This window comes from Miltoncostaea marina (genome assembly GCF_018141525.1).
Classification (GTDB): domain Bacteria; phylum Actinomycetota; class Thermoleophilia; order Miltoncostaeales; family Miltoncostaeaceae; genus Miltoncostaea; species Miltoncostaea marina.
In genome coordinates, this window is sequence record NZ_CP064655.1 from 276888 (window position 1) to 302727 (window position 25840).

Genomic DNA, 25840 nt, shown 5'->3' on the forward strand with positions numbered 1-25840 from the left:
CCGGCGTGAACGACCGTCGCGACCGCCTCGGCCACCTGCTGCGCGAGCACGCCCTCGTGCGCGAGTCCGTCCGGCTTTCGTCCGGGCGCCGTTCGTCGTACTACTTCGACGCCCGCCAGGTGCTGCTCGACCCCGAGGGCGCCGCGCTGGCGGGCGCGCTGATGTGGGACCTCCTGCGCCCCGCCGCCCCCCGGGCGGTCGGCGGGCTCACGCTCGGCGCCGACCCGCTGGTGTGCGCCGTCAGCGCGGCGGCGTGGTCCGAGGACGTCCGCGTGACCGGGTTCTTCGTGCGCAAGGAGGCCAAGAAGCACGGCCTCCAGCAGTGGATCGAGGGCCCGTTCATCGAGGAGGGCACGCCGGTCGCCGTGGTGGACGACGTGCTCACGAGCGGGGGCTCCCTCGTCGCCGCGGTGGAGAAGGCGCGCCAGGCGGGCGGGGTGGTGGTCGCGGCGGCGATCGTGATCGACCGCGGCGAGGGCGGTCGCGAGGCGGCCCAGCAGGCGCTGGGCGACGCGCCGCTGCACGCGCTCTACACCGCGGAGGAGCTCCTGCAGGCGGGGCGCGCCCCGGCGTGACCCCCGGCGGCGGGACGGCCTCGGAGCCCGAGGCCCTCGTCGTGCGCGTCTCCGGGCCCACCGCCACCGTCGCGCACGACGGCGAGGAGCGGGAGGCCCGCCTCGTGCCCCGCGTGCCGGGCGGCCCGGCGGTGGCCGGCGACCGGGTGCTGCTGCGCCCCGACCCGGACACGCCGGTCGTCGTGCGCGTGCTGCCCCGCCGCACGGTGCTGGAGCGCGGCGACGGCCACGAGCGGCGCCCGCGCGCCGTGGTGGCGAACGCCGACCTCCTGATCGTCGTGGCGGCGGTGGCCGACCCGCCGCTGCGCCCGCGGCTGCTCGACCGGTACCTGGTGGCCGGCGAGGTGGGCGGCCTGGAGGGCGCCGTCGCGCTCACGAAGACCGATCTGCCCCACGACTCGGACGAGGTGGGCCGGGTGGCCGCCCGCTACCGCGCGATCGGCGTCCCCGTGCTGGCCGGCTGCACGCGCGACCCGGGGTTCGTGGCGGCGGTGCGCGAGCTCGTCGACGGCCGCACCGCGATCCTGGCCGGGCACTCCGGGGTGGGGAAGTCGAGCCTCACCCGGGCCCTCACCGGCGTCGAGCGGGCGGTCGGCGAGATCAGCGGCAAGGTGCGGACCGGCCGGCACACGACCACCGACCCTCGGGTCATCCCGGTGCCCGGCGGCGGGGCGGTCGTCGACACGGCGGGCGTGCGCACGTTCCACCTGCCCCGCATGGACCGCGCGACGCTCGAGTCGGGCTTCCCGGAGATCGCGGCCGCCGCTGCGGGATGCCGCTTCCGCGGCTGCGCCCACGACGGCGACGCCGGGTGCGCCGTGCCGGGCGCGGTGTCGCCGGAGCGGCTCGACGCCTACCGCCGGATGCTCGCCGACATGCGCTGACCGGCGCCGTCCGGGCCGGCCCGCACCTTGACCACCCCTCCACGCAGGCCATAAGTTTGTGCGGCCTAGCACGATCCGTGGTCCGACCGAGTCCGACACCTGCTGGAGGAGCGTTCATGAGCCGTCCCCGTCGTTTCCTGCCGCCCATCGCCGGGGGCGCTCAGAAGACGGGCTGGGAGGCCCTGGAGAAGTGGGTCGGCGGGGGCTCGGGTGGCTCCTCCGACGCGTCCGCCGCGCCCTCGGCCCCCTCGGGCAAGACCGGCTGGGAGGCCCTGGAGAAGTGGGTCGGCGGCGGCGGTGGCGGCGGCGCCCAGGCGGCGCCGGCGTCCTCGGGCCCCTCCGGCAAGACCGGCTGGGAGGCCCTGGAGAAGTGGGTCGGCGGCGGCGGTGGCGGCGGCGCCCAGGCGGCGCCGGCGTCCTCGGGCCCCTCCGGCACGACCGGCTGGGAGGCCCTCGAGAAGTGGGTCGGCGGCGGCGGCGGTGGCGGCGGCGCGCAGGCCGCGCAGCCGGCGTCCTCGGGCCCCTCCGGCACGACCGGCTGGGAAGCCCTGGAGAAGTGGGTCGGTGGCGGCGGTGCGCAGGCGGCGCCGGCGGCGTCGGGCCCCACCGGCACGACCGGCTGGGAGGCCCTCGAGAAGTGGGTCGGCGGCGGCGGCGGTGGCGGCGGCGCGCAGGCCGCGCAGCCGGCGTCCTCGGGCCCCTCCGGCACGACCGGCTGGGAGGCCCTGGAGAAGTGGGTCGGCGGCGGTGGCGGCGGCGGTGCCCAGGCCGCGCAGCCGGCGCCCTCGGCCCCCTCCGGGAAGACCGGCTGGGAGGCCCTCGAGAAGTGGGTCGGCGGCGGCGGTGGCGGCGGTGGCGCCCAGGCCGCGCAGCCGGCGTCGGGCCCCTCCGGCAAGACCGGCTGGGAGGCCCTCGAGAAGTGGGTCGGCGGCGGTGGCGGCGGCGGCGCCCAGGCCGCGCAGCCGGCGTCGGGCCCCTCCGGCACGACCGGCTGGGAGGCCCTCGAGAAGTGGGTCGGCGGCGGCGGTGGCGGTGGCGCGCAGGCCGCGCAGCCGGCGTCCTCGGGCCCGTCCGGCACGACCGGCTGGGAGGCCCTGGAGAAGTGGGTCGGCGGCGGTGGCGGCGGCGGTGCCCAGGCCGCGCAGCCGGCGCCCTCGGCCCCCTCCGGGAAGACCGGCTGGGAGGCCCTGGAGAAGTGGGTCGGCGGCGGCGGCGGTGGCGGCGGTGCCCAGGCCGCGCAGCCGGCGTCCTCGGGCCCGTCCGGCACGACCGGCTGGGAGGCCCTGGAGAAGTGGGTCGGCAGCGGCGGCGGGACGGCGGCCGGCGCCGCGTCGCGCGAGACCGCCCAGCCCGGGGAGCCGGCGCCGGCGCCCGCGGCATCGGGTCCGTCGGGGACGACCGGCTGGGAGGCCCTCGAGAAGTGGGTCGGGGACGGGGGCGGCAGCGCGCCGTCGGCGACCTCCAGCGCGACGAACGGCGCCGCGACCGCGGGCGCCGACCAGGCCGCGCCTGAGCCCGTGGCCGCGCAGGCCGCCCCGGCGGCCGACGAGCCGTCGTCCGGCGGCGGCCTGATGGGCTTCCTCAAGCGCCTCTTCGGCGGCAAGTAACGACGAGCGCGCCGCGCGCCGCCGCCCCCGGGCGGCGGCGCGCCCCTGCCGCGATCCGGGCATGAGCCGCGTCATCACCGAGCGCTCCGCCGGGGGCGTCCTGCTGCTGCGGATGGGCCCCGAGCTGATGGTCGCCCTCATCGCCACGCGCGGCGGCGCGGTGCTCGGCCTGCCCAAGGGCCACATCGAGCCCGGCGAGACCCGCGAGGATGCCGCCCTGCGCGAGACCCGCGAGGAGACCGGGCTGCGCGGCAGGCTGCTCGCGCCGCTCGAGGACATCTCCTACGTGTTCTGGTCGCGCTCGCTCGGCGCGCGGATCACCAAGCACGTGGGGTTCTTCCTGCTCGAGTACCGCTCCGGCTCGGTGGCGCACCACGACGGCGAGGTCGACGGCGTCCGCCTGGCGCCCCTGCGCGTCGCGCCCTCGCTGCTCACCTACCCGGGCGAGCGGCGCGTGGCGGAGGCCGCGCTCGCCTGGGTGGCGGCGGAAGGTTACGGTGGGCCGGGCGCGAAGGACGGCCGCAACGGGCCGCGCCCGCGCCCGCACTGACCACCGGCCCCCGAGGACGCCCGTGTACGCGCTGAACTTCTACTCGCCGCTGTTCATCGACCAGCTCCGGAAGGGCCGCAAGACGGCCACCATCCGGCTGGGGGACAAGTCCCACAAGTACCGTCGCGGCCAGCTCGTGTGGGTCACCGTGGGCCACCGGCACGGACCACGGCAGCGGATCTTCACGGCCATCATCGACGACGTGGCGGTCAAGCCGGTGCGCGAGCTGAGCCAGCGCGAGATCGAGCGCGACAACCCGGAGTTCCGGCTGGTGGAGGACACCCTCCACTTCCTCTCGCACATCTACTCGCGCGAGGTCGCGCTCGACGACACCGTCTCGGTCATCCACTTCAGCGAGGTCATCGAGTTCCCGTCGCTCAAGTGAGCGCTCCGGCGGGCCGGCCGGACGCTTGATCTGACGCCGCACCGGTGGCACGCTTGGCACTCACAGGTTACGAGTGCCAACCACGAGGAGACTGCATGAGCTTGCAGCCCTTGGGCGACCGCGTGGTCGTCCAGTCGATCGAGGCGGAGCAGGTGACGGCCAGTGGCATCGTCCTGCCCGACACCGCCGCCGAGAAGCCGCAGCGGGGGAAGGTCATCGCCGTCGGCGCGGGCCGGTACGAGGACGGGCAGCGCGTCCCGCCGCAGGTCGCCGAGGGTGACGAGGTCATCTACTCGAAGTACGGCGGCACCGAGGTGAAGGTGGACGGTGAGGAGTACCTCATCCTCCGCGAGTCGGACATCCTGGCGAAGGCGGTCTGAGCGTGCCGAAGCTGATCAAGTTCGACGAGGACGCCCGGCGCGCCCTCGAGCGCGGGGTCAACACCCTGGCCGACGCGGTCAAGGTGACCCTCGGCCCCAAGGGCCGCTACGTGGTCCTCGACAAGAAGTTCGGCGCGCCCACGATCACCAACGACGGCGTCACGATCGCGCGCGAGATCGAGATCGAGGACGTCTTCGAGAACCAGGGCGCCCAGCTGGTGCGCGAGGTGGCCACGGCCACCAACGACGTGGCCGGCGACGGCACCACCACCGCCACCGTGCTGGCCCAGGCGATCGTGCGCGAGGGCCTCAAGAACGTGGCCGCGGGCGCCAACCCGATGGGCCTCAAGCGCGGCATCGAGTCCGCCGTCGAGGCCGTCGTGGCCGACATCGCCTCGCGCGCCAAGGAGATCGCCGGCAAGGAGGACATCGCCCGGGTGGCGACCATCTCCAGCCGCGACCGGGCGATCGGCGACGTGATCGCCGACGCCATCGAGAAGGTCGGCAAGGACGGCGTGGTCAACGTCGAGGAGGGCCAGACCTTCGGCATGGACCTCGAGTTCACCGAGGGCATGCAGTTCGACCGCGGCTACATGAGCCCCTACATGGTCACCGACCAGGACCGCATGGAGGCCGTCCTGGACGACCCCTTCCTGCTGATCCACGGCGGCAAGATCTCCAGCGTCCAGGACATCCTGCCGCTGCTCGAGCAGGTGATCGGCCAGGGCCGGCCGCTGCTGATCATCGCCGAGGACGTCGAGGGCGAGGCCCTCGCCACCCTGATCGTCAACAAGCTGCGCGGCACCTTCACCGGCATCGCCGTGAAGGCCCCCGGCTTCGGCGACCGGCGCAAGCGGATGCTCGAGGACATCGCCATCCTGACCGGCGGCGAGGTGATCGCCGAGGAGATGGGCCTCAAGCTCGCCAACACCCAGGTCGCCCAGCTGGGCCGCGCCCGCCGGGTGGTGATCTCCAAGGACGCCACCACGATCATCGACGGCGCCGGCGACGCCGAGGAGATCAAGGGCCGCATCAAGCAGATCAAGGCCGAGATCGAGACCACCGACTCGGACTTCGACCGCGAGAAGCTGCAGGAGCGCCTGGCCAAGCTGGCCGGCGGCGTGGCGGTGGTGAAGGTCGGCGCCGCCACCGAGACCGAGATGAAGGAGCGCAAGCACCGCGTCGAGGACGCCCTGCAGGCGACGAGGGCGGCCCTCGAGGAGGGCATCGTGCCCGGCGGCGGGGTGGTGCTGGTCAACGCCATCCCGGCCCTCGACGCGCTCGAGCTGTCCGGCGACGAGGCCACCGGCGCCGCCATCGTGCGCCGGGCGCTGGAGGAGCCCCTTCGCCAGCTGGCCGAGAACGCCGGCCTGGAGGGCTCGGTGGTGGTCGGCCAGATCAAGGAGAAGAAGGACGGCCAGGGCCTCAACGTCGACACCGGCGAGTACGTGGACCTGGTCAAGGCCGGCATCATCGACCCGGCCATGGTCACCCGCTCGGCCCTCCAGAACGCGGCCTCGATCGCGAAGAACATCATCACGACCGAGGCCGTCGTCGCCGACAAGCCCGAGGAGGGCGGCGCCGGCGGCGGCATGCCCGACATGGGCGGCATGGGCGGCATGATGTAAGCACCGGCCGCGCCGGTGTGAGGTTCGCGAAGGGGGCCCCTCGGGGCCCCCTTCGTCGTCCCGGGGGAGGATCGATGGACCGGAGCGGATGAGCGCGCGACGCGGCAGGGTGTTCTGGACGGCGACGGGCCTCATCGGGCTCGACACCATCCTGTTCACGATGGTGGTCCCCGCGCTTCCGGGCTTTCAGGACCGCCACGGGTTCTCGGACGCCGTGGGCGCCCTCATCTTCGCGGCGTTCCCGGTGGCGCAGCTCCTGGCGGCGCTCGGCGCCGCGGGCCTGGTGGACCGGGCCGGCCGCCGGCCGGTGATGGTGATGGCGGTAGTGATGCTGACGGCGGCGACGCTGGGCTTCGCGCTGGCGGACTCGCCCGGCCTGCTCGCCGCCGCGCGCGCGGTGCAGGGCCTCGCGGCCGGGCTCGTCTGGACGGCGGCCCTCGCGGCGATCAGCGACGTGTACCCCAGCTCCGAGCTCGGCCTGCGGATCGGCCTCGCCGAGACGGCGGGCGGGGCGCTCGGCCTCGTGGGACCGCTGGCGGGCGGCCTGCTGATCGACGCCGTCGGCCTCGACGAGGCGTTCCTGCTGGCGGCGATCCTGCCGGCGCTCGCCGTGGTCCCCACGCTGCTCGTGCCGGAGACGCGTCGCCCGGGGCACGGGGCGCCGCCGCGCCTGCTGCCGGCGCTGGCGCGCCTCGGCCGGGTGCGCGAGGCGCGGGTCGCCGTCGCCGCGCTCGCGCTGGTCGCGGGGACGCTCGCGCTGCTCGAGCCGCTGCTGCCCCTCGACCTCGACGAGCGCCTCGGCCTGTCGTCGACCGCAGTGGGCCTGGTGTTCGCCGCCGGCCTGCTGGCTCACTTCACGCTGCTGCCGGTCGCGGGGCGCTGGTCGGACCGGCGCGGCCGGCGCGGGCCGCTGCTCGTGGGCGGGCTGCTGATGGCCGCGGGGTTGCCGCTGGTCGGCGTGGGCCCGGCATGGTCGGTCGCGATCGCCTTCGCCGTGGTCGGCGCCGGCATGGCCGCCCTGGCGGCGCCGACCGGCCCCCTCATGGTGGAGTCGGTCGATCGGGCGGGCATGGCCGGCAGCTACGGGCTGAGCTCCGCGGTGCTGACGGTGGTCTTCGCCGCCGGCTACACCGCCGGCCCGCTGCTCGGGGCCGGGGCGAGCGCCCTGCTGCCGTTCACCGCCACGGTCGCGCTCGCCGCGGCGCTCGCCCTGGTGGTGGCCGTGCTGGCCGCGCGCGGCCTCCCGCCGGAGCAGGCGGACGAGCCCGCTTTGGCCACCCGGCCAAAGGGCGGATGAGGGGGCCGCTGGTACCGTCGCGCCGCTGTGCGAGGCCGCCGCGGAGGGCGCCGTGCCGCTGTTCACCGACTACAGGACCGACGGCTTCTTCGACGAGATGTTCGAGGAGCCCGACCGTCCCCGCGAGGCCTACGCGCGCCTGTTCGACGGCCTGCGCGAGCTGCGCCCGGCGACGTTCGCCGCCCGCAGCGCCCTGGTCGATCGCGCCTACCTGACCCAGGGCATCACGTTCGCGAGCGGCGGCCGCGAGCGCCCCTTCCCGTTCGACCTGCTGCCGCGCGTCATCCCCGCCGACGAGTGGGCCGTCCTCGAGGCCGGGCTGGAGCAGCGGGTGCGCGCCCTCGACCGCTTCGTCGCGGACGTCTACGGCGAGCGCCGCGCGGTGGCCGACGGCGTGGTGCCGAACGCGCTGGTGAGCACCAGCGAGGGCTACGTGCGGGCGATGCCGGGGTGCGCCCGCCGGCCGGGCGCTGGGTGCACCTGGCGGGCATCGACCTCGTGCGCGACGACGGCGGCGTCTGGCGCGTGCTGGAGGACAACCTGCGCTGCCCCTCGGGGCTCTCGTACGTCGTCCAGAACCGCGCGTTCATGCAGCGCGCCCTCCCAGAGGCCTTCGCCGACCACCACGTCGAGCCGGTCGGCCACGGGCCCTTCCTGCTGCTGCAGGCGCTGCTCGCCTCGGCGCCGGAGGGGTGCGCCGCCCCGCGCGTCGTGGTGCTGACACCCGGGCCGGCCAACGCGGCGTACTACGAGCACGCCTTCCTCGCCCAGCAGATGGGCGTGCCGCTCGTGGAGGGGCGCGACCTGGTCGTGCGCGGGCGCAAGGTGTACCTGCGCACCACCGCCGGCCGCGAGCGGGTGCACGTGGTCTACCGGCGGGTGGACGACGTGTTCCTCGACCCGGCCTCGCTGCGCTCCGACTCGCTGCTCGGCGTGGCGGGCCTCGTGCAGGCCCACCGGGAGGGCGCGGTGGCGGTCTGCAACGCGATCGGCACCGGCGTGGGCGACGACAAGGCGGTCTACGCCCACGTCCCCGATATCATCCGCTACTTCCTCGGCGAGGAGCCGCTGCTCGAGCAGGTGCCGACGTTCCTACTGGACGACGAGGAGGAACGCGAGCGCGCGCTGGCCCGCATCGACCGGCTCGTGATCAAGGCGGTCGACGGCGCCGGCGGCTACGGGATGCTGATCGGCCTGCACGCGACGCCGGGCGAGCGCGAGGCGTTCGCCGCGCGGGTGCGCCGCAACCCGCGCGGCTACGTCGCCCAGGAGACGGTGCGCCTGTCGCGGGCGCCGGTGCTGGTGGGCGAGCGCTTCCACGCCCGCCACGTCGACCTGCGGCCGTTCGTGGTCCACGGTGAGCGCACGCGGGTGGTGCCGGGCGGGCTCACCCGCGTGGCCCTGCGCGACGGCTCCCTGGTCGTCAACTCGAGCCAGGGCGGCGGCAGCAAGGACACCTGGGTGCTGCGCGCCTGATGCTGGCCCGCGTGGCCCAGGCGCTCTACTGGACGGCCCGCGACCTCGAGCGCGCCGAGGCGCTCGCGCGGCTGCTCGAGGCCGGCCACGCGGCGGCGCTCGAGGGCCGGGCGGCCAACGGCGCGGGCGGGCGCCTGGTGTGGGAGGCGGTCGTGCGGGTGGCCGGCGACCTCCGTGCGTTCCTCGAGACCCACCGGCGCGCCGACGAGCGCAGCGTCTCGTGGTTCCTCACCTTCGGCCGCGACAACCGCGACAGCATCGCCGCCTGCCTGGAGCGGGCGCGCGAGAACGCCCGCAGCGTGCGCGACCGGCTGCCCACCGACGTCTGGGAGGGCGTCAACGACGCCTGGCTGGAGCTGGGCGGCTGGCCGCCGCAGCGGATCGCCCGCGACGGCGTCTACCCGTTCTGCCGGGACGTCCGCCGGGCCGTCACCCTGGTCTGCGGGCTCGTGGAGCAGTCGATGCGCCGCGACGAGGGGTGGTGGTTCGTGCGGCTGGGGCGCGCGCTGGAGCGCGCCGAGCGCGCGGCCCGGCTGGTGCGCGAGCGGCGCGGCCCGGGCCCCGACGCGCCGGGCGCGGACGTGCTCGAGCTGCACGGCCGGCGGATGCTGCTCGGCGACGCCTCGGCCTTCGAGGCGTACGTCCAGAGCGACGCGGGATCGCTCTCGGCCGGCGCCGTGGCCCGCTTCCTGCTGCTCGACCGGCGCTTCCCGCGGTCGGTGGCGTTCGCCCTCGGCGAGGTCGAGGCGGCGATCGGCGCGCTCGTGGCCATGGACGCCATGGCGCCCGACCCGGCCGCGCTCCTGCTCGCCCGCACGGCGCGCGACATGCTCGACGGCGCCGCGCGACGGCCCTGGGACGCCGGCGAGGCCGGCGACCTCATCGAGCGCCTGCTGGTGCGTTGCGCCTCCATCGACGAGGCCCTGACCGCGTCCTGCTTCCTCGCCGGCGCCGAGCGTCGGCCGATCGGACAGCATGCCCAGGCTGCACGCCAGGCACAGAACTGAGATCCGCTACGCCGGCCCGGTCGGCGAGAGCGTCAACGAGGTCCGCCTGACGCCACGGGCCGACGGCCGTCAGGACGTCGAGTGGCGCCACCTGCGGGTGCAGCCGGGCGCCGAGCTTGCCGGCCATCGCGACGCCTTCGGCAACGAGGTGCGCTGGTTCCAGCTCACCGAGCCGCACGAGACCCTGGTGGTGGAGTCCGAGGCGATTGTGGTCACGCGCCCGCCCGCGCCGGCGCGGGCGGGCGCGGGCGCCGCGGCCCTCGCCGACCCGGGGTACCGGGACGCCCACGCCGAGTTCCTCGCCCCGTCGCCGCACGTGCGCCCGTCCGCCGCGCTGGAGGAGTTCGCCCGGGGGCTGGCGCTCGGGGGCGACGACGTCCTCGGCTGGGCCCGCGCGCTGGAGGGCGGCGTCAACGCGGCGATCGTCTACGAGCCGGGCGTCACCGCCGTGGACACCCCGGTGGAGGAGGTCGTGCGGGTCGGCCGCGGGGTGTGCCAGGACATGGCTCACCTGATGATCGCCTGCGCCCGGCAGCGCGGCCTGGCCGCGCGCTACGTGAGCGGCTGGCTCCACCTGCCCGGCCACCAGGGGCCGGGCGAGAGCCACGCGTGGGTGGAGGTCGCGATCCCCGGCGCGGGATGGGTGGAGTTCGACCCCACGCACCCCGAGCCCGCGCACGAGCACTACGTGCGGGTGGCCGTCGGCCGCGACTACGGCGACGTGCCGCCCCTGCGCGGCAGCTACCTCGGCCCGCCGACCGAGGCGATGACCGTGACCGTGGACGTGCGCCTGCTGCCGGGCTGAGCGCTCCGCGCACGCCGTGGGGCCGTCGCCACCGGGGTCCCGATGTCGTGGCGACGGCCCCGTCGTCCTCGTCCGTCGCCCTCCGCCGGCCGCCCGCCCTGTCGGGCGAGCGACCCGCGGTGGGCTGTCGTGTGTCCGGTGGGTGCGGGCGGCCCCCCGGCGGTTCAGCCGACGGTACCGCCCTCGATCGCCGCATCCAAAGGCGTCACCTCCCCGCGGCCCGTCCGCCCGTGCCGGCGGACGTCACGCGGCCGCGTGCTCGTCGTGACGGCGCCGCGACGCGCAGGGGGCCCACGCGCCCCCGGCCGGTGGTCGCGATCGCCGGGTGGTGTCGGTATCGGCGTGCGCCCCGTCCCACGGGTGTCGTCCGCCCGTCGCGCCAGCGCGCGAGCATCGCCTGGGCCGGCGTCGCGTTGCCGGGTGCCGGGCCTGCTGGTGCGGTGACAACCTGGAGACGGCGGTGACGCATTGCTCCACGGCTCGATCCGACGCTGCAGGGGGACGGAGAGCCCGGGCCGGGACGCGGCCCCGACGGCGCTTCATCCCGTGCAACGATGGTTGCAAACGCCGCGGGGACGGTCAAGCCGACCGGCTCGACCCCCGGCCCAGTGAATGCGATGAGGCGGCCGGACGCGCTGTGCCGCGTGGTCGCAGACGCCCGAGGCGGCCCGCCCCGCCGAAGGCGGTGCCGCCGGTTGCGAAACGCCTCGGCCAGAGGCGTTTCGCGCGTCCCGCCGGGCCCGCGAGAGGCCCGGCGGGACGCCTTGGGTCAGTGTGAGCTGATGACGCGGTCGACCAGGCCGTAGGCCGTGGCCTCCTCGGCGCTCATGAAGTAGTCGCGCTCCGTGTCCTCGCGCACCTTCTCCATGGGCTGGCCGGTGTGCTTGGCGATGATCTCGTCGAGCCGGCGGCGCATCGCGATCGCCTCGCGGGCGTGGATCTCGATGTCGCTCGACTGGCCGCTGAAGCCGCCGGAGAGCTGGTGGATCATCACCTTCGAGTTGGGCAGCGCGAACCGCTTGCCCGCTGCGCCGGCCGTGAGCAGCAGCGCCCCCATGCTCATCGCGATCCCGCAGCAGATCGTCGCGACGTCGGGCTTGACGAACTGCATCGTGTCGTAGATCGCCATGCCGGCGTACACGGAGCCGCCCGGCGAGTTGATGTAGAGCGAGATGTCCTTGTCGGGGTCCTCGCTCTCGAGGTGCAGCAGCTGGGCGACGATCAGGTTGGCGATCTGGTCGTCCACGGGCGTGCCGAGGAAGATGATCCGCTCGTTGAGCAGGCGGGAGTAGATGTCGAACGAGCGCTCGCCGCGCGAGGTCTGCTCGACGACCATGGGGATCAGTGGGCTCATGCGGGCGAGCTTACGCTCTGAGCGCGGTGATCCGCCCCGCGTCGTCGAACCGCAGCCGGTGCGGGCGGTCGTCCACCTGCTCGGCGGCCCGGTCGATGACGCGGACGGTCAGCACCACCCACGGCTCCTCGATGCGCGCCCGCCGGAACGCCGAGCGGCCGGGGGGCGTCGCCTCGCGCACCAGCTCGGGCGGGCCCTCGCGGTCGCCCACCTGCACGTCGGCGCCCGGGGCGAAGAGGGCCGCGAAGGCCTCCGGCCCCGTGTTGAGGGCGCCGACGTACGCCTTGCCGAACTGCCTGGCCCAGTCGTAGGTCGGCGTCATGCGGCCACCAGCACGAACACGACGTAGGCGAGCACCACGATCGCGCCGAGCGCGATGCCGGCACCGGCGAGTGCGCTCATCGGCCGGCGCTCGGCCGGCCGGGCGTGCGGCGCGGCGGCGGCCCTGGCGTGCCGCGAGCGGCGGCGCTCCACGGCCACGACGACGGCGGCCGTCAGCACGGTGGCGAGGAACAGGGAGGGCATGGGGCCGAGGCCCGTCCGGGGGACGAGCAGCAGCAGCACGAGCCAGACCGGGACGCCCACGGCCGCGCAGCGGCCCACCAGCCGGGTGACGCGGGCGATCTGATCGAACTCGTCGAGCGGGTCGATGCGGGGTTCAGAAGGCGTAGCGCTCCTCCTTCCACGGGTCGGCGGTGTTGGAGTACCCCAGGCGCTCCCAGTATCCCGGCTCGTCGTGGTCGAGGACCTCGATGCCGCGGAGCCACTTGGCGCTCTTCCAGAAGTACAGGCTCGGCACCAGCAGCCGCACCGGCCCGCCGTGCTCCGGCGTCAGGTCGGCGCCGTCGTAGCGGTGCGCGATCAGCACGTCGTCGCGCATGGCGTGCCCGAGCGGCGTGTTGGCGGTGTAGCCGTGCTCGGCGTGGGCCACGATGTGGCTCGCCTCGGGGCGCAGGCCCAGCTCGCGCAGCAGGGGCGCCAGCCGGACGCCCTCCCAGACGGTGTCGAGCTTCGACCAGGTCGTGACGCAGTGGATGTCGCACACCACGCGCTCGGCCGGCATGGCGCGGAGCTCGTCGAGGGTCCACCGCAGCTCGCCGTCGAGGCCGGCGCCCCAGACGCGCAGGTCCCAGTCGGGCGGGGGCGTGGTGTAGGGGATCGTCCCGGCGTGCAGCACCGGGAAGTCGCGCACGAGGTGCTGGCCCGGCGCCAGGCGCGCCCGCTCCTCGTCGCTGATCCCCGACCTCCGCAACAGCCCCACGGGCCCCTCCGCCGACGGCTCCCGGGCGGATAGTACGCTGGCGCGACGTGCGGTACCGCATCGTCGCACTCGCAGCGCTGCTCGCGGCCACCGGCTGCTCCGACGCCGGGCCCGCGTGGCGGCACCTGGAGGCGGCCCCGGAGGCCCGCACCGAGGTGGCCGGGGCGCTGCTGTCCGGCGGGCGCGTCGCGGTGGTGGGCGGCCTGACGGCCGACGGCGCCCCGTCGCCCCGCGTCGACGTCTACGACACGCGCCGGCGCCGGTGGACGCGCCTGCCGGACCTCCCCGAGCCGCTCCACCACGCCATGGCCGTCGGGCGCCAGGGGCGCCTCTACGTGGTCGGCGGCTACCGCGCCCGGGACGGCGAGCCCAGCGACCGGGCCTGGGTGCTGTTCGACCGCCGCTGGCGGCCCCTGCCGCCCATGCCCCGGCCGCGGGCGGCGGGCGGCGCCGCGCTGGTGCGCAACCGCGTCTACGTCGTCGGCGGCGTGGGGCCGGGCGGGCTCGCACGGCGCTCGCTGCACCTCGACCTGCGCACCCTGCGCTGGACCGCCTTCGACGGCGTCACGCCGCCGCGCGAGCACCTCGGCGTGACCGCCGCGGGCGGGCGCGTCTACGCGATCGGCGGGCGCACGGCGGGGCTCGGCACCAACGTGGCCGTGGCCGAGGCCTACGACCCCGTCCGGCGCGCCTGGACCCGCCTGCCCGACGCGCCCACCGCGCGCGGGGGCGGCGCGGCGGCCGCCGTGGCGCGCACGGTCGTCGCCCTGGGCGGCGAGCGGCCGTCGGGCACGATCGCCGCGATCGACGCCTTCGACCCGTCCGCCCGCAGGTGGCGGTCGCTGCCGCCGAGCCCGCGCCCGCGGCACGGCGCCGCCGCCGTCGGGGTGGGCCGGACCGTCTACCAGGCGCTCGGCGGCCCCGGGCCCGGGCTCACCGCCAGCCCCACCCTCATGGCGCTGCGGGTCGCCCGCCGCTAGCCCGTGAGCCCCGCCAGCAGGTCGAGCGTGGCCGGGTCGGCGGCGGCGGTCACGTGGTACCGGGCCGAGATCGCCAGCGGGGCGGCGTCGACGTCGGCGGCGCGCGGCATCCCGACGTGCAGGCCCGTCTCGCGCACGACGAGCTGCGCGGCGGCAACGTCGACCGACCGCCCCGGGGCGAGGCCCGCCATCGCGTCACCGCGGCCCGCGGCGACGTGGCAGAGGGAGAGGGCGAGCGAGCCGAGCGCGCGCAGCCGGCCCACCCGCCCGTCGAGCGGCGTCGCCAGGCCGCCGATGCGCGACGGGTAGGCGCCCTCCACCAGCAGCAGCTCCAGGCGCGGGCCGCCGTCGACGGGCGAGGGGACGGGGGGCGGCGCCTCGAGGCGCGCCCCGTCGAGCCAGGCTCCCGCGCCGCGGCGGGCCACCCACTCCTCGCCCGTGCCGTGGTCGCGCACGAAGCCGAGCACGACGTCGCGCATGCGCGGCCCGGTGGCCACGGCGAGGGAGGTGGCGAAGACCGGCAGCCCGCGCTTGGCGTTGAGGCTGCCGTCGATCGGGTCGACGACCACGGTCGGCGCGCGGTCGCCGGGGTCGCCGATCGCCACGTCGCCCTCCTCCTCGGCGATTACCCGCATCGGCAGGCCCGTGGCGCGGAGCTCGCCGAGGACGAGGTCCTCGGCCATGCGGTCGATGCGCACGGTCTCGTCGCCGCCGGCGCCCGTGCCGCAGGGCTCGCGCCGCTCGGCCGGCGACATGGCGGCCGCCCCGTCGGCGATCAGGTCGCAGGCCCGCCGGAAGGCGGCGAGCCAGACGGCTGCGTCGGTCTCCGCGAGCCCCTCAGCCATCGACCAGCGAGTGGAAGGCCACGCCGGTCAGGAGCTTGGGGAAGAAGTAGGTCGACTTCTGCGGCATCGTCTCGGCCGCCTCGGCGACCTCGGCGATCGCCGTCTTCGGGATGCCGCGCAGGATGAGGGCCGCGGCGACGCGCCCCGCCTCGACGAGCGCCTGCGCCTCGGCGGCGTCCTTCGTGTACGAGAGCTCCTCGTCGTGGGCCAGGGCGGCCTGGTCGGCGCCGAGGTGCGGCACGAGGATCTCCCGCTCGAGCGCGGCCACGTCGAGCCGCTCGGCGGGCGAGGCCGCGGGGCCCGGCTCGCCGGTGAGCAGCCACGCGCCGCCCGGGCGCAGCAGGCCGATCGCGGGCGCGTCCTCGGGCGCGTCGCGCAACGCGGCCTCGAGCGCGGCCAGGTCGGCCACCGGGGTCGCTTCGAACGCCGACGCGGCGTCGTCGGGCCAGCGGGCGAGCAGCCGGTGCGTCGGAAGCACCACGAGGCCGTCGTCGTCGAGGGCCGTGAGGCCCATCATCACCCGGTCGTGCGGGCCGGGGCCGGCGCCGGCGGCGCGCAGCTCGTCGCGGTAGGCGAGCGCCGTCTCGTAGCGGTGGTGCCCGTCGGCGATCAGGATCCAGCGGTCCGCCATCGCGGCCGCGAAGGCGGCGTGGGCGGCCGGGTCGGCGATCCGCCAGACGCGGTGCACCGTGCCGTCGGCGTCGGTCAGCTCGGCGTCCGGCGGCCCGTCCGGCGCGACCGCGGCCCAGGCGGCGCCCTCGGCGTCCGGGTAGAGGCCGAAGACCGGCGACAGGTTGGTGCGCACGGCGCGGGTCAGGCGCAGCCGGTCCTCCTTGGGGCCGGCGTGGGTGCGCTCGTGGGGGCGCACGACGCGCGCCTCGTAGGGCTCGAGCCCGACCGCGCCCAGCACGGTGCGCCGCTCCCGCGGCACGCCGTCGGCGAGCGTGAACGACTGGGTCCACGCGATCAGGACCGGCTCCTCGCACCGGGTCAGCGCGCCCTGCTCGCGCCAGGACTCGATCAGCCCGGCGACCTCCTCGTAGCCGACCTCCGGCAGGATCAGGCGCACCGCGTTGTACGGGCTCGCGGCCATGTAGCCGCGCCGCTCCTCCGGCGAGATGACGTCGTACGGCGGGGAGACGAGCGATCCCAGCGGCCCCGCCGCGTCGGCGAAGCGCAGGGCGCGGAAGGGGCGGACGTCGGCCACGGGCGGCGACTCTAGCAAGGCCCCGGGCCGCCGGGGCGTCCGGCGCGAGGGCTACCATGACCGGTCCCGTGCAGGCCGACCTCACCCCCGAGCAGCGCGCAGCCGTCACCCACCCGGCCGGGCCCGCCGTCGTGCTCGCCGGCGCCGGGGCGGGCAAGACCCGGGTGCTCTGCCGGCGCCTGGCCTGGCTGGTCGGCGGCGGCGCCGCGCCGTCCGAGGTGCTGGCGCTCACGTTCACCCGCGAGGCCGCGATCGAGCTGCGCGCGCGGGCCGAGGACCTGCTCGGGTCCTCCCACGAGACCCTCCGGGTCACGACCTTCCACGCGTACGCGCAGGAGATCACCCGGGTCCACGGCGTGGAGCGCGGCCTGCTGCCGGCGGTGAGCGTCGCCCGCCAGGAGGACCGGGCGCTCACCCTGCTCGACCGCCTGGGCGAGCTCGACCTGCGCCTGCACGACCTGCGCGGCGACCGCGCCCGCCTGGTCGAGGACCTGCTGGCGCGCATCGACGCCTGCCGCGACCAGCTCGTCTCCGCGGCCGACTACCGCCGCTGGGCCGAGGCCGCGGTCGCGTCGGCCGGCTCCGCCTCGGCCGCCCACCGCGCCCGCCGCGAGCTGGAGTTCGCGCGCGTCTTCGAGCTGCACGACCGGTGGCTCGACGAGGACGGCCGGGAGGACTTCGGCCTGTCGATCGTGCGCGCGCTGGCCCTGCTGCGTGAGCACCCGGACCGGCGGGAGGCCGTGCAGGCGGGCGCGCGGCACGTGCTGGTCGACGAGTTCCAGGACACCAACCACGCCCAGGCCGAGCTGCTGGCCGTCGTGGCCGGCGCGGCGGAGAGCCTGATGGTGGTCGGCGACGACGACCAGGGCATCTACCGCTTCCGCGGCGCCTCGTCGAAGAACATCGCCGACTTCCGCCGCCGCCACCCCGGCGCGGCCGACCTGCGGCTGGAGGTCAACCACCGGTCCACCCAGTCGATCCTCGACGCGGCCGCGGCGGTGGTGGAGCCGATCCCCGACCGCGCCCCCAAGCGCAGCCGGGCGCTGCCCTCCGCCGCCGGCCCGCCGCCGCGCTTCTGGCGCGCGCCCGACCCAGAGGGCCAGGCCCGCGCGGTCGTCGACCGCATCGTCGAGCTGGCGGCGGAGGGCGTGCCGCTCGAGGAGCAGGCCGTGCTGATGCGGGCGGTGCGCCTGGAGGCGCGGCCGATCGTCGAGGCCCTGGAGCGCGCGGGCGTGCCGCACCAGGTGCGCGGCGGCATCGGCCTGTTCGAGCGCCGGGAGGTGCGGACGGCGGTCGCCTGGCTGCGCGCCGCCTGCGACCCGGCCGCCGTGCAGGAGCACCTGCGCATCGGCGCCGACGGGCGCTACGGCCTGGCCTGGGAGGAGGTGGCCGACGCGGTCACCTCGGCCGCCGCCCGCGACGGCGCGGTGACCGGGGCCCTGTCGCGGGCGGCGCGCGATGGCGGCGCGGCCGACCTGGCGGCGGCGCTCGACGAGGTCGGCCGCGCGGCCGCCGAGCTGGGCCCCGCCGACGCGCTCCGCGCCGCCATCGACCGCTCCGGCCTGCGCGCCGCGGCGGTCGCCGCCGGCGGCGCCGAGGGCGCGGCCCGGCTCGCCGGCCTCGCGGCGCTGGAGCGCCTGGGCCGGGAGATCGCCGAGCGCGACCCGGGCCTCGACGCCGCGGGCCTCGCCGCCACGCTCGGCGGCCTGGCGGAGATCGGCTACCGCGGCGAGGGCGTCGCGCCGCGCGAGCGGATCGGCGTGCAGGTGATGACCGTCCACCAGGCGAAGGGCCTGGAGTTCGACGCGGTGTTCGTGGTGGGCATGACCCGCGCGACGCTGCCCGGCAGCGACCGCGGCCGGGTCGACATCCCCGACGCCCTGCTGCCCGAGGCGCTGCCCCGCGGCCGCGACGCCCACGTGGCCGAGGCGCGCCGGCTGGTCTACGTGGCGATGACGCGCGCGCGCCGCCACCTGGTGCTGTGCACCCACGCCGTCAACGCGGCCGGCGTGGCCCAGGCGCCCTCGCCGTTCTTCGAGGAGGCGCTCGCCGCCGTCGGCGGCGCGGTGGAGGAGGTCGGCGAGGCGCCCGAGCGCGCGGTGCTGGCGGCCGTCGGCGAGCGGCGCGAGGCGTTCGAGCGCGCGTCCGTGCGGGCGGCTCGGGCGGCCGCGGCGGGCGACCCGGACGAGGCCGAGCGGCTGGCGGAGGCCCAGGCCGCGGCCGCCGACCTCGTGGCCGCCCGCGCGGCGGCGCTGCGGCCGCCGCAGCCGGCGCCGCCCGTGCCCGCCCCGCCCCGCCCCGCGCGACCGGGGCTGGAGCTGTCGCCGAGCGCGGTGGAGCTCTACCGCGGCTGCCCGCTGCGCTACCGCTACGCGATGGTCGACCGGGTGCCCGCCCCGCCCAGCGTGGCGCGGGCGATCGGCGTGGCGGCGCACGCGGCGCTCGAGGCCCACTACCGCCCCGGCGGCACGGGCGGCGACGGCGAGGCGCTGGTTCGCCGCTTCGCGGTCGAGCTGCGGCGCGAGGGCGTCGCGGCCACCGCCGAGGGCCGCCAGGCCCTGGCGCGGGCGCGTGAGCGCTTCCCGGAGTACCACGAGCGCACCCTGCGCAGCCGCACCCGGCCGGTGGCGGTGGAGCGGCCGTTCACGCTCACGGTGGGCCCGCACCGGGTGCACGGGCGGGTCGACCGCATCGACGCCCACCCCGCGGGGGGCCACCAGCTCATCGACTACAAGACCGGCCGGCCGCCGGCCGCCGGCTCGCGCGGCGACGACGACGACCTGGTGCTGCGCCTCTACCTGCTCGGCGCCCGCGAGGCGTGGGGCATCGAGCCGCGCGGGGCGACCCTCGTGCACGTGCTCGACGGCGACACGCGCGGCGTCCACCCGGACGCGGGCGACGACGCGGCCTGCGTGGAGGCCGTCCGCGAGGCGGCGGACGGCATCGCGGCGGCCCGCTTCGAGCCGCGCACCTCCTGGGCCTGCCGCACCTGCGACTTCGCCGCGATCTGCCCGGCGCAGGACCGGTGAACCCCTCCCCGCTCCGCTCGCTCGAGGCCGGCGCGCCGTTCGAGGCGGTCGTCGCCGTGCGCCGCAAGGAGCGGCGCCTGTCGCGGCAGGGTAAGCCGTTCCTCGCGCTGACCCTGGCCGACGCCAGCGGGTCGGTGCCGGCGGTCGTCTTCGACGAGGCCGACTACTTCGCCACCCGGTTCGAGGTGGGTGACCGGGTGCGCGTGACCGGCCGGGTCACCGAGCGCGACGGCCGGGCCAGCGTGGTGGTCACGCACCTGCGGCCCGCGGCCGACGAGGTCGCGGCCGAGGACCTGCTGCCCCGCAGCCACCGCGACCCGGACGAGCTGTGGGGCTTCGTGCTGCACCTCGCCGACGAGGTCGGCGACCCCGGCCTGCGCGCCACCCTGGAGGCGCTGACCGGCGACGCCGCGCTGGCGCGCGACTGGCGCACGATGCCGTGCACCCGCTCGGGGCACCACGCCTACATCGGCGGCCTGGTGGAGCACACGGTGGGGGTCGCCTCGGTGGTGCAGGCGCTCGCCGTCTGGCACCCGCGCCTCGACGCCGACCTGCTGCTCGCCGCGGCGCTGGTGCACGACGTGGGGCACGCGCGCGCCTTCCGGCTGGGCGCGACGTTCGAGCTGACCGACGAGGGGCGCCTGCTGGGGCACCTGGCGATCGGGCACGAGATCGTGGCCGACGCAGCCCGGCGGGCCGGCCTGCCCGCGCTGCGCCGGGCCGAGCTGCTCCACGCGATCGACTGGCACCACGGGCCGCCGCCGGGCCAGGCGCCCGGCGCCGCGGGCCCGGAGGCGCTGGCCCTGTGGCGGGCGAACGCGCTCGAGGCGGGGGTCAAGGCGCGGCTGGAGGGCCCGGGCCCGGTCGATTAGGCGACCGGTCCATGCAGGTCTCCGAGCTTCGCGGAGGTTCGCGACCTCCGTCCGCCGCGCCGCCGGGGCGACCGGTCGTCCGCCGGGCGCGCATCGCGCATCGCGCGGGATAGCGCCCCGCCGCCCGGCGTCCGACCGTGGACGGCCGTGCCCGTGCCTTGCGAACGCGCCTCGGCGCGCGCGCCTCCGCGCTCGCCGGCGCCATCGCGCTCTGCACCGCCGCGACCGCCCACGCCGACATCAGCGGCCTGGTCACCGACGCGTCCGGCGGGGCGCTGCCCGGCATCTCGGTCCGCTCGACGGAGGCCGACGGCACGTCCGGCCCCTCGGCGACGACCGACGCGATCGGCCGCTACACGGTCCGCACCAGCAGCTGCACGGCGCCGTTCAGCGTCACGGCGCGCTACCACGACTCCTGTCGCGACGCCGACCAGGAGCGCACGGCCGCGGCCGCCGGCCTCGCGACCAACGCGACCGCGCCCACCCTGGTGCTCGACCCGTACGAGCTCTGCGGCGCCTCCACGCCGGCGGGCTCGCCGGCCGCCACCGGCAACGTCCGGACCGAGCGCGGCCAGGTGCCCGCGCGGCGGGCGGGGTCGCCTACCTGCGCGTGCTCGCGCCGTTCAGCGCGACGGGGCTCACCCTGACGCTCGCCGACGGCACGCCGGTCGGGTCGGGCACGCGCAGCTCCTCGGTGGCGCTGACGCGCCGGCCGCCGCGTACAGCGGGCCCCTCACCCTCATGTACAGGACCGGCGGCACGGCGGTGACGAGGACGATCGGCACGCTGACCTCCGGCCCCATCCCCACGCCGGCCGCGTCCTCCGGCCCGACCGACCTCGCGGCGATCGTCGACATCTCCGGCAGCATGTCGGGCGCCGACACCGGCCTCCGCCGCAAGACCGCCGTGCAGCTGCTGGTGGACCTCGCCGACCCGGGCGACCGCCTGATCGGCACCGCGTTCGACCCGGACGCCGCCGAGATCTTCCCGCGCACCACGATCGCCGGGCAGGCCTCGAAGAACCGGCTCAAGCGCCTCGCCCGCACGAGGATCGTCAGCCGGGGCGGCACGAGCTACAACGCCGGCTTCGCCGCGGCGCCCGGCGCGATGACGGCCGATCCGCTCAACCCGCAGACGCCGAAGGCCGCCATCTTCCTCACCGACGGCGCGAACGGCGGGACGTACGACAACGCGCACCTGCGCTTCGCCTTCAACGGCACCGGCCAGGCGTGGCCGATCTGCGTGGTGCAGCTCGGCCGGGGCTTCTCGAAGGACGACACGGCGCTGCTCAGGCGCATCGCCCGCGAGACCGGCGGGGCCGACAGCGCCACCCCCAGCAACGCGCAGCTCGAGACCTCCACTTCCAGTGCCGCGGCCGCGCCTCCGGCGCCACCACGCTGCTCAAGCGGACGAACGCCTTCCGCGTGGGGCAGCGCCGCACCTACCGCCGGCGGGTGGCGAAGGGCCAGCGCTACGCGACCTTCTTCACGAGCTGGGGCGCCGGGACGTACCGGGTGCGGATCGTCCAGCCGGGCGGCATGGCCGACACCCGCACGACCGGCAGGAAGCTCCGGTTCGTGAGCGGCGCACCTCGAGCTTCTTCCGGGTGCGGAGCCCGAAGGCGGTCTGTGGCGGGTGAAGGTGACCCGCCTGAAGACCGGCGCGCGCATCGACCGGGCGACCACCACGGTCACCGTGCAGCGCAAGCGGTAGCCGCGGGCAGGGGCGGGGGCGACGAGCCCCCGCCCCGGCGGCGGTCACACGTTGAAGCGCACCTGCATGACGTCGCCCTCCTGGACCACGTAGTCGCGGCCCTCCATGCGCAGGGTGGCGGCCTCGCGGGCCCTGGCCCACGAGCCGGCGGCGACGAGGTCGTCCCACGGGATGACCTCCGCTCGGATGAAGCCGCGCTCGAGGTCGGAGTGGATCTTGCCCGCGGCTGCCGCGGCCGTCGTGCCGCGGCGGATGGGCCAGGCCCGTGCCTCGGGTGGCCCCGAGCCGGTGAAGAAGGTGACCAGGTCGAGCAGGCGGTAGGCGCCGGCCACCACCGCGTCGGCGCCGCGGGTGCCGCCCAGCTCCATCTCGGCGGCGAGCTCGGCGGCCTCCTCGGGGTCCATCGCGGCCAGCTCCAGCTCCAGCCCCACCGGCAGCGCCAGCGCCTGCGCGCCCTGCGCGGCCGCGTGCGCGGCCAGGTCGGCGGGCGGCTCGAGCTCCTCGTCGGTGTTCGCGATGTAGAGCACCGGCTTGGCGGTCAGCAGGCCCATGTCGGCCGCGACGGCGGTCGCCGCCTCGTCGTCGACCGAGCGCGCCGGGCGGCCGGCGTCGAGGGCCTCGATGAGGCGCTCGAGGGCCGCGGCCTCGGCGATCGCCGCGGCGTCGCCCGACTTGGCGGTCTTGCGCACCCGCTCCAGGCGGCGCTCGCTCTGGTCGCGGTCGGCGACCGCGAGCTCCAGGTCGACGGCCTCCGCGTCGGCCAGCGGGTCGACCCGCTCCTCGGGGTGCGGCACCTCGGCGTTGGCGAACGCGCGCACCACGTGCAGCAGCGCGTCGGCCTGCCGCAGCTGCCCGAGCGCGGCGCCGCCGAGCCCTTCGCCGTGGCCGGCGCCGGCGGCGAGCCCGGCGATGTCCACGAGCTGCACCTGGGCCGGCACGCGGCGCGGGATGTCCTGCGCGTCGGCGATCGCGTCGAGGCGCGGGTCGGGCACGTCGGCCATCGCCCGCTGCGGCTCGCGCGTGGTGAACGGGTAGGGGGCGATCTCCGCCTCCGCGCCGGTCACCAGCGAGAACAGGGCGGTCTTGCCGGCGTTCGCCCGGCCGACGAGGCCGAGGTCCATCTCAGGCGCCCCCGGGGGTGACGGTCAGATCCCTCCGAAGCCGACGCGGCCGGGCGCCTCGCCGGGCGGCAGCCGCACGTAGACCAGCTCGGCGAGGTCGACCCAGAAGGTGCCCTCCTCGGACTCCACGGCGCGCCACCCGGAGGCCGACTGCGCCGCGAGCGCGCCGGTCACCTCGTCGGCCACGCCGGAGTCGACGGTCAGGCGGAGGACGGTGCCCCCCTCGAATCCCAGCTCGAGTCGTCGTGTCGCCATGCGGGGGAGTCTAGTGGACGTCCCCGTGCCCGGCGCCGATCAGCTCGGTCAGCACCCCGAGGGTGGAGCGCGGGTGCACGAAGCCCACGACGTGGCCGCCCAGCCCCCGGCGCCCCCGCTCGTCGATCAGCTCCGCCCCGCGGCCGCGCAGCTCGGCCAGCGCGGCGTCGACGTCCGGCACCTCGAACGCCACGTGGTGGAAGCCCTCGCCCCGCTTGGCCATGAAGCGGGCGATGGCCCCCTCGGGGTCGAGCGGGCGGATGAGCTCGATCGCCCCGCCCCCGCCGGAGCACATGAGCGCCTCGACCCCCTGCTCCTCCATCGTCTCGCGCACCGTGACCTCCAGCGGCAGGGTGGCGCGCAGCGCGGCCAGGGCGGCGTCGAGGTCGGCCACCACGTAGCCCACGTGGTGGATCGGTCCCAGGGCGAGCGGCCCGGTCACCGGACGGGGGACAGCCGGGGGTTGGGCCGCTCCTCGCGGCCGACCTTCGCGCACGGCACGCCGTTCACCCGCACGACGTCGGCGGTGTAGTCGTTGGACCCGCGCAGCAGCGAGGTGCCGACGCCGTACGCGTCGACCGGGACGCCGCCCTCCTCGAACTCGCGGATGCGGCGCGCGTCGAAGCCGCCCGAGGCGACGATGCGCACGGCGCCGTGGCCGGCGTCGTCGAGCGCCCGCCGGACCTTCCAGACCAGCTCGGGCACCACGCCGGTCGGCTTGAAGCGGCCCATCTCCTGCCACAGCGAGCGGTCGACCATGGTGCTGGAGGTGTCCAGGCGCACGCCCCACAGGCGCGGGCCCAGCGCGTCGGCCACCTCGAGCGCCGTGCGCACGGAGTCGTTCTCGAAGTCGACGAGCACGGTGATGGCCAGCTCGTGGGCGAAGCGGTCGGCGAAGCGCTCCGCCGCCGCCACGGTGTCGCCGCCGTAGGCCGCGATCAGCCCGTGGGGGACGGTGCCCATGCCCTTGCCGCCCCACCACGACGCCTGGGCGTCGGTCGACACGCCGATCGCGCCCGCGATGTGGGCGGCCCAGCCGTCGCCGGTCTGCACGTGCCAGTGGTCGAAGCGGGCCGGGAAGTAGAGGATCGGCTTGCCGCCGGCGGCCGCGACGACGTCGCGCACGTTGCGGCTGATCAGCGTGCGCCGCGCCAGCACGCCGAGGTAGAGCGTCTCGAGGTGGGCGAACAGGCTGTAGTCGCCCGTGATCGTCATCACCGTCTCCCACGGCTCGATCTCGTCGCCGTCGTGGAGGGCGCACACCTCGAGCTCGTCCCAGCCGGGCTCCCAGCCGCCGTCCGCGAGCCGCCGCCCCGAGCAGAGGCGGAGGATGGCGAGGGCCTCGTCGACGCCGCCGAGCACCGACCGCTCGCGCTGGAAGACCTGCATCACCACCCGGGGGCGGTGGTCGTCCCACTCCAGCACCTCGCGGGTGAAGGTGAAGTAGGCGTCGCTGTAGTAGCCCGCCCGCATCTTCTCCACCGGCAGCCCGAAGGTCTCGGCGGCGAGCCGCGAGCGGCGCACGGTGGTCACCGCGGCTCCTCGTCGCCGGGCAGGCGCGCCGGGCGGGTCGACCACAGGTAGCCGAGCGCGAGCAGCGCGAGGGCCGAGATGCCGATCGCGATGACGCCGAGCCAGATGGCGGCGCCGGAGTCCTCGTCGGCGTCCACCCCGCCGCCGGTGGCCGGGGCGGCCTCCTCGCCCGGCTCGACGATCTGCACGGCGGCCGCCGGGCCGGGGGCGGTCGGCCCGGTCTCGGCCGCCGGGGCGCCGTCGGCCTCGGGCGGCCCGGTCCAGGGCTTGGTCCGGCCGTCGGCGTAGGTCTGGCGCGCCGGCCAGACGGCGGTCCCGGTCTCCACGGGCGTGCCGAGCAGGCGGAAGTCGGCGTAGCGGTCGGGGCCGATGCGCCCGCCGCTCCACACCACGGCGCTGAAGCGCCCGTCGTCGCCGCGCACGGGGCGCGCGGTCCACCCCGGCGGCGGCTCGGCGAAGCTGAACACCGTCACCTGGTCGGGGAACTCGAGCCGCACCTGCGTGGTGTCGACCGACCGCTCCACGGGCACGCGCACCGTGAACTCGACCGCCTCGCCGCGCGCCACCTCCCCGGGCAGCACCTCGACGTGGGCGGCGGCGGGCGTCGCGGCGGCCGCGAGGGCCACGGCGGCCAGGGCCAGGGCGCGCCTCATGCGCGCACCGTGTCCGTCAGCGCGTCCAGCATTCCGACGTACATTAGTGCCTGGACCCGGTCGGTCACGGTCATCCGATAGGTGAAGGCGAGCCGTCCCCGCGCGTCGGCCTCGATCGTCACCCGCGTCCCGTCCGGCTCCGGGGTGAGCGCCGTGCGCGTGCGCGCCCGCAGGCCGGGTCCGCGCGCCTCCCACGCGATGGCCCGCCCGTCCTCGACCTCGGTCAGCACCGGGCGGGTCCAGAACTCGCGCCCGCGGGGGTGGCGTAGCCGCAGCTCCAGGGCGCTGCCCGGCGCGAGCGGCCCGTCGAGCGCGGCCGACACGCAGTGCGGGTTCCACGAGGCCCACTCGCCGAACCCCGTCCAGCGGGCCCACACCTCGTCGGCCGCCGCCGGGGCGACCACCGTCACGACGACCCCCACG

The 25840-nt window shown here is 76.7% G+C and carries 27 protein-coding genes and 1 pseudogene; 16 read left to right on the forward strand and 12 right to left on the reverse strand.

Annotation, left to right across the window (positions count from 1 at the left end; translation table 11 throughout):
• Positions 1 to 5 precede the first annotated feature (5 nt).
• The 11 genes and pseudogenes from pyrE (at position 6) to ITJ85_RS01380 (ending at position 10594) form a co-directional block, all read left to right on the forward strand.
• Complete coding sequence (pyrE, locus tag ITJ85_RS01330) at positions 6 to 575, forward strand: orotate phosphoribosyltransferase (RefSeq protein WP_217914558.1); 570 nt, start codon at positions 6 to 8, stop codon at positions 573 to 575.
• Complete coding sequence (gene rsgA, locus ITJ85_RS01335; protein WP_217914559.1) at positions 572 to 1459, forward strand: ribosome small subunit-dependent GTPase A; 888 nt, start codon at positions 572 to 574, stop codon at positions 1457 to 1459. Before pyrE ends, rsgA begins: the two co-directional genes overlap by 4 nt.
• A gap of 116 nt (positions 1460 to 1575) precedes the next feature.
• On the forward strand, positions 1576 to 3066 hold the full coding sequence (locus ITJ85_RS01340) for a hypothetical protein (RefSeq protein ID WP_217914560.1): 1491 nt from the start codon (positions 1576 to 1578) through the stop codon (positions 3064 to 3066).
• Between the two features lie 61 nt (positions 3067 to 3127).
• A complete protein-coding gene (locus tag ITJ85_RS01345) occupies positions 3128 to 3616 on the forward strand; it encodes an NUDIX hydrolase (RefSeq protein ID WP_217914561.1) in 489 nt (162 codons plus the stop codon).
• 22 nt (positions 3617 to 3638) lie between these two features.
• Entirely contained in the window at positions 3639 to 4001 is a 363-nt protein-coding gene (locus tag ITJ85_RS01350) for an ASCH domain-containing protein (RefSeq protein WP_217914562.1), read from the forward strand.
• A gap of 95 nt (positions 4002 to 4096) precedes the next feature.
• Positions 4097 to 4381, forward strand: coding sequence for a co-chaperone GroES (groES, locus tag ITJ85_RS01355; protein ID WP_217914563.1), 285 nt, complete (start codon positions 4097 to 4099; stop codon positions 4379 to 4381).
• Between the two features lie 2 nt (positions 4382 to 4383).
• The gene (gene groL, locus ITJ85_RS01360; protein WP_217914564.1) at positions 4384 to 6009 is read left to right on the forward strand and encodes a chaperonin GroEL; all 1626 of its coding nucleotides are present in this window, start codon (positions 4384 to 4386) and stop codon (positions 6007 to 6009) included.
• An 88-nt stretch (positions 6010 to 6097) separates the two neighbouring features.
• Positions 6098 to 7306, forward strand: a complete 1209-nt coding sequence (locus tag ITJ85_RS01365) for an MFS transporter (RefSeq protein ID WP_217914565.1) — start codon at positions 6098 to 6100, stop codon at positions 7304 to 7306.
• Between the two features lie 97 nt (positions 7307 to 7403).
• Positions 7404 to 8782 (forward strand): annotated as a pseudogene (locus ITJ85_RS17065) (circularly permuted type 2 ATP-grasp protein).
• Between the two features lie 11 nt (positions 8783 to 8793).
• Positions 8794 to 9789, forward strand: a complete 996-nt coding sequence (locus ITJ85_RS01375; protein ID WP_217914567.1) for an alpha-E domain-containing protein — start codon at positions 8794 to 8796, stop codon at positions 9787 to 9789.
• The gene (locus ITJ85_RS01380; protein WP_217914568.1) at positions 9758 to 10594 is read left to right on the forward strand and encodes a transglutaminase family protein; all 837 of its coding nucleotides are present in this window, start codon (positions 9758 to 9760) and stop codon (positions 10592 to 10594) included. The genes ITJ85_RS01375 and ITJ85_RS01380 overlap by 32 nt, the downstream gene beginning before the upstream one ends.
• 769 nt (positions 10595 to 11363) lie before the next feature.
• Here ITJ85_RS01380 and clpP read toward each other — a convergent pair.
• From clpP to ITJ85_RS01400, 4 genes are all read right to left on the reverse strand, one after another.
• A complete protein-coding gene (gene clpP, locus ITJ85_RS01385) occupies positions 11364 to 11948 on the reverse strand; it encodes an ATP-dependent Clp endopeptidase proteolytic subunit ClpP (RefSeq protein WP_217914569.1) in 585 nt (194 codons plus the stop codon).
• Between the two features lie 10 nt (positions 11949 to 11958).
• On the reverse strand, positions 11959 to 12270 hold the full coding sequence (locus tag ITJ85_RS01390; protein ID WP_217914570.1) for a hypothetical protein: 312 nt from the start codon (positions 12268 to 12270) through the stop codon (positions 11959 to 11961).
• Entirely contained in the window at positions 12267 to 12533 is a 267-nt protein-coding gene (locus ITJ85_RS01395; RefSeq protein ID WP_217914571.1) for a hypothetical protein, read from the reverse strand. Before ITJ85_RS01395 ends, ITJ85_RS01390 begins: the two co-directional genes overlap by 4 nt.
• A gap of 73 nt (positions 12534 to 12606) precedes the next feature.
• Complete coding sequence (locus ITJ85_RS01400; RefSeq protein ID WP_217914572.1) at positions 12607 to 13209, reverse strand: sulfite oxidase-like oxidoreductase; 603 nt, start codon at positions 13207 to 13209, stop codon at positions 12607 to 12609.
• A gap of 47 nt (positions 13210 to 13256) precedes the next feature.
• Between ITJ85_RS01400 and ITJ85_RS01405 the strand changes: the two genes are divergently transcribed.
• Complete coding sequence (locus ITJ85_RS01405; RefSeq protein WP_217914573.1) at positions 13257 to 14189, forward strand: Kelch repeat-containing protein; 933 nt, start codon at positions 13257 to 13259, stop codon at positions 14187 to 14189.
• On the opposite strand, the gene ITJ85_RS01410 is transcribed toward ITJ85_RS01405, so the two are convergent.
• Both ITJ85_RS01410 and ITJ85_RS01415 read right to left on the reverse strand, forming a co-directional pair.
• The gene (locus ITJ85_RS01410) at positions 14186 to 15034 is read right to left on the reverse strand and encodes an inositol monophosphatase family protein (protein ID WP_217914574.1); all 849 of its coding nucleotides are present in this window, start codon (positions 15032 to 15034) and stop codon (positions 14186 to 14188) included. The genes ITJ85_RS01405 and ITJ85_RS01410 overlap by 4 nt on opposite strands.
• Positions 15027 to 16241, reverse strand: a complete 1215-nt coding sequence (locus ITJ85_RS01415; protein WP_217914575.1) for a DUF1015 family protein — start codon at positions 16239 to 16241, stop codon at positions 15027 to 15029. Before ITJ85_RS01415 ends, ITJ85_RS01410 begins: the two co-directional genes overlap by 8 nt.
• 68 nt (positions 16242 to 16309) lie before the next feature.
• On the opposite strand from ITJ85_RS01415, the gene ITJ85_RS01420 reads away from it, so the two are divergent.
• The 4 genes from ITJ85_RS01420 to ITJ85_RS01435 all read left to right on the forward strand — a co-directional run bounded on the left by ITJ85_RS01420 (position 16310) and on the right by ITJ85_RS01435 (position 21723).
• Positions 16310 to 19270, forward strand: a complete 2961-nt coding sequence (locus ITJ85_RS01420; RefSeq protein ID WP_217914576.1) for an ATP-dependent helicase — start codon at positions 16310 to 16312, stop codon at positions 19268 to 19270.
• Positions 19267 to 20142, forward strand: coding sequence for an OB-fold nucleic acid binding domain-containing protein (locus ITJ85_RS01425; protein WP_217914577.1), 876 nt, complete (start codon positions 19267 to 19269; stop codon positions 20140 to 20142). The genes ITJ85_RS01420 and ITJ85_RS01425 overlap by 4 nt, the downstream gene beginning before the upstream one ends.
• A gap of 158 nt (positions 20143 to 20300) precedes the next feature.
• Positions 20301 to 20789 (forward strand): carboxypeptidase-like regulatory domain-containing protein, encoded by a 489-nt coding sequence (locus ITJ85_RS01430; RefSeq protein ID WP_217914578.1) that lies wholly within the window; start codon positions 20301 to 20303, stop codon positions 20787 to 20789.
• Positions 20790 to 20883: 94 nt separating this feature from the next.
• Positions 20884 to 21723 (forward strand): VWA domain-containing protein, encoded by an 840-nt coding sequence (locus ITJ85_RS01435; protein ID WP_217914579.1) that lies wholly within the window; start codon positions 20884 to 20886, stop codon positions 21721 to 21723.
• A gap of 176 nt (positions 21724 to 21899) precedes the next feature.
• On the opposite strand, the gene ychF is transcribed toward ITJ85_RS01435, so the two are convergent.
• From ychF to ITJ85_RS01465, 6 genes are read right to left on the reverse strand one after another with little or no spacing between them, the layout of a single operon-like run.
• On the reverse strand, positions 21900 to 22976 hold the full coding sequence (gene ychF, locus ITJ85_RS01440) for a redox-regulated ATPase YchF (RefSeq protein WP_217914580.1): 1077 nt from the start codon (positions 22974 to 22976) through the stop codon (positions 21900 to 21902).
• A 24-nt stretch (positions 22977 to 23000) separates the two neighbouring features.
• Positions 23001 to 23231 carry a hypothetical protein gene (locus ITJ85_RS01445; RefSeq protein ID WP_217914581.1) on the reverse strand — a complete coding sequence of 77 codons (231 nt, stop codon included), beginning with the start codon at positions 23229 to 23231 and terminating at the stop codon, positions 23001 to 23003.
• A 10-nt stretch (positions 23232 to 23241) separates the two neighbouring features.
• Complete coding sequence (gene mce, locus ITJ85_RS01450) at positions 23242 to 23673, reverse strand: methylmalonyl-CoA epimerase (RefSeq protein WP_217914582.1); 432 nt, start codon at positions 23671 to 23673, stop codon at positions 23242 to 23244.
• A complete protein-coding gene (locus ITJ85_RS01455; RefSeq protein ID WP_425517100.1) occupies positions 23670 to 24704 on the reverse strand; it encodes a nicotinate phosphoribosyltransferase in 1035 nt (344 codons plus the stop codon). The genes mce and ITJ85_RS01455 overlap by 4 nt, the downstream gene beginning before the upstream one ends.
• Before the next feature lie 56 nt (positions 24705 to 24760).
• Positions 24761 to 25417, reverse strand: a complete 657-nt coding sequence (locus ITJ85_RS01460; RefSeq protein WP_217914584.1) for a DUF1775 domain-containing protein — start codon at positions 25415 to 25417, stop codon at positions 24761 to 24763.
• A complete protein-coding gene (locus tag ITJ85_RS01465) occupies positions 25414 to 25839 on the reverse strand; it encodes an SRPBCC family protein (protein WP_217914585.1) in 426 nt (141 codons plus the stop codon). The genes ITJ85_RS01460 and ITJ85_RS01465 overlap by 4 nt, the downstream gene beginning before the upstream one ends.
• Between the last annotated feature and the right edge of the window lies 1 nt (position 25840).

Bases quoted from the DNA above. Each gene is read 5' to 3' on its own strand.
- ITJ85_RS01340 (WP_217914560.1), top strand. From the start codon at position 1,576: ATGAGCCGTCCCCGTCGTTTCCTGCCGCCCATCGCCGGGGGCGCTCAG.
- ITJ85_RS01345 (WP_217914561.1), top strand. From the start codon at position 3,128: ATGAGCCGCGTCATCACCGAGCGCTCCGCCGGGGGCGTCCTGCTGCTG.
- groES (WP_217914563.1), top strand. From the start codon at position 4,097: ATGAGCTTGCAGCCCTTGGGCGACCGCGTGGTCGTCCAGTCGATCGAG.
- ITJ85_RS01365 (WP_217914565.1), top strand. From the start codon at position 6,098: ATGAGCGCGCGACGCGGCAGGGTGTTCTGGACGGCGACGGGCCTCATC.
- ITJ85_RS01380 (WP_217914568.1), top strand. From the start codon at position 9,758: ATGCCCAGGCTGCACGCCAGGCACAGAACTGAGATCCGCTACGCCGGC.
- clpP (WP_217914569.1), bottom strand. From the start codon at position 11,948: ATGAGCCCACTGATCCCCATGGTCGTCGAGCAGACCTCGCGCGGCGAG.
- ITJ85_RS01390 (WP_217914570.1), bottom strand. From the start codon at position 12,270: ATGACGCCGACCTACGACTGGGCCAGGCAGTTCGGCAAGGCGTACGTC.
- ITJ85_RS01410 (WP_217914574.1), bottom strand. From the start codon at position 15,034: ATGGCTGAGGGGCTCGCGGAGACCGACGCAGCCGTCTGGCTCGCCGCC.
- ITJ85_RS01435 (WP_217914579.1), top strand. From the start codon at position 20,884: ATGTACAGGACCGGCGGCACGGCGGTGACGAGGACGATCGGCACGCTG.
- ychF (WP_217914580.1), bottom strand. From the start codon at position 22,976: ATGGACCTCGGCCTCGTCGGCCGGGCGAACGCCGGCAAGACCGCCCTG.
- ITJ85_RS01445 (WP_217914581.1), bottom strand. From the start codon at position 23,231: ATGGCGACACGACGACTCGAGCTGGGATTCGAGGGGGGCACCGTCCTC.
- ITJ85_RS01455 (WP_425517100.1), bottom strand. From the start codon at position 24,704: ATGCGGGCGGGCTACTACAGCGACGCCTACTTCACCTTCACCCGCGAG.
- ITJ85_RS01460 (WP_217914584.1), bottom strand. From the start codon at position 25,417: ATGAGGCGCGCCCTGGCCCTGGCCGCCGTGGCCCTCGCGGCCGCCGCG.